The organism is Vibrio sp. Vb0598, assembly GCF_033338935.1.
GTDB lineage: Bacteria > Pseudomonadota > Gammaproteobacteria > Enterobacterales > Vibrionaceae > Vibrio > Vibrio alginolyticus.
The window spans coordinates 1-1,119 of record NZ_JAWOTP010000239.1 but is presented as its reverse complement, the minus strand read 5'-3'; the positions used below and the strand labels follow the sequence as shown (position 1 = coordinate 1,119).

Sequence of the window (1,119 nt, the reverse complement as noted above, 5' to 3'; positions counted from 1 at the left end):
CAAAATAAGCCGTGTATCGGTATCAGTCACCAAAATGCGTTTCGTTATCCAGTGCCTCTGAAGGGGGCGAGCTGGCTGGATAAATCAGTACTTGAGTATTTTGCTCCATCTCAACATCAGCTTGGATTGCACTGGTATCACTTTGATCAGCCGTTGCTACCGCCCATCGTTCACACTTTGGATAACCAAGCGGATAACGATGATTTCGTGTTGGTGTATTTACCGTTTGAGTCGATTGAGGACATCTGCGACTTGTTGTTCCACTTTAATCAGCAGACGTTTATTTGTTATCACCCCGACGTGATAGAAGTAGAGAAAGTGGAGAACATAGAATTGCGTCCGCTGTGCCACACCAACTTTCAGCACCATCTACATCGTTGCTGTGGGGTCATCGCCAATGGTGGTTTTGAATTGCCTTCAGAAGCACTTTCTCTTGGCAAAAAACTGCTAATGAAACCACTGGCAGGACAATTTGAACAGCAGAGCAACGTAGCCACGCTGGAAGATCTTGGGTTAGCCACTGCAATGGACAGTTTAGACATTTCTACCGTACGTCAGTGGCTCAAAGAGCAGCAAGCTGAGAGTGTTAAATACCCCGACGTTGCACAAGCCATCGTGAATTGGGTTTTACAAGGGGCGTGGGATTCGCAAGAAGAGCTCTCCAAACAGTTGTGGGAGCAGGTGGATTTTCCGAGCTATGTATCCAATATCTAAGTTTGTTTGCTCGGATTGCTTGTGGCAAACACATAATAACTATTAACTACCTATTATTACGTTCCTTCCAACATTCCTACATGGTACTTGATGCAGCTTTTCGATTTCGAAGGGCTGCATTTTTATTCCCTCTCGTTCATTTCTATTCATTGTTTAATTGCAGATTATTTGACTGATACGCGCAAATTTACGCCAAAGACATAGGCTGTGTTTTTTGGTCTATTGGTTATTGATAGGTGGGGTAAATGTGTTTCGATGTTTGTTCTTAGTCTTATCAATTTGCTAAATACATACTCAAAGAGTGTGGTTTTAGTTGTTTTATAGTTTTTTATGTTTTTCTCAATTTGTTGATTTTAAATGATTAAATACCTAAGTGGCTAAAAGTTAGTGATTAAATATCAATCT

1 protein-coding gene is annotated in these 1,119 nt (G+C 41.4%); it reads left to right on the top strand.

Features of this window, described 5'->3' with window-relative positions:
- Positions 1-714 (top strand): MJ1255/VC2487 family glycosyltransferase (locus R7Q38_RS24380; protein WP_318114650.1); only part of this gene is annotated, 714 nt, incomplete at its 5' end.
- Between the last annotated feature and the right edge of the window lie 405 nt (positions 715-1,119).